Origin of the sequence: Pseudoalteromonas sp. c7(2019), from assembly GCF_011378625.1 — a bacterium.
In the GTDB taxonomy this organism is placed as follows: Bacteria; Pseudomonadota; Gammaproteobacteria; order Enterobacterales; family Alteromonadaceae; genus Pseudoalteromonas; species Pseudoalteromonas arctica.
Genome location: NZ_WTKS01000115.1, coordinates 1 through 360, shown reverse-complemented (window position 1 = coordinate 360; position 360 = coordinate 1). Strand labels below are relative to the sequence as shown.

The 360-nt window shown below is 39.2% G+C and carries 1 protein-coding gene; it reads left to right on the top strand.

The window, feature by feature from the left end; all coding sequences use genetic code 11:
- A partial coding sequence (locus tag GQR38_RS20230) for an efflux RND transporter permease subunit (protein ID WP_206006366.1) occupies positions 1-360 on the top strand: 360 nt, incomplete at both ends.

Genomic DNA, 360 nt, shown 5'->3' with positions numbered 1-360 from the left:
CGCGTGAAATTGCAGTACCGGTTATTTCCATGACCATCACCTTAGCAGCTGTATACGCACCTATTGCATTAATGGGCGGTATTACAGGGTCACTCTTTACCGAGTTTGCTTTAACGTTAGCAGGTGCAGTATTTGTATCAGGTATTGTTGCACTTACACTATCTCCGATGATGTGTAGTAAAATGTTGACCATCAATCATCAGCCAAATAGATTTGAACGTGCTGTTGATAGAACGCTAACCGGCTTAACGAATAAATATAGCAATGCGCTCAATATTATTATGTTGCGACGTCCTGCCATTATTATCTTTGCATTATTAGTGTTTATTTCACTGCCGTTCCTATTTAAATTTATCCCAT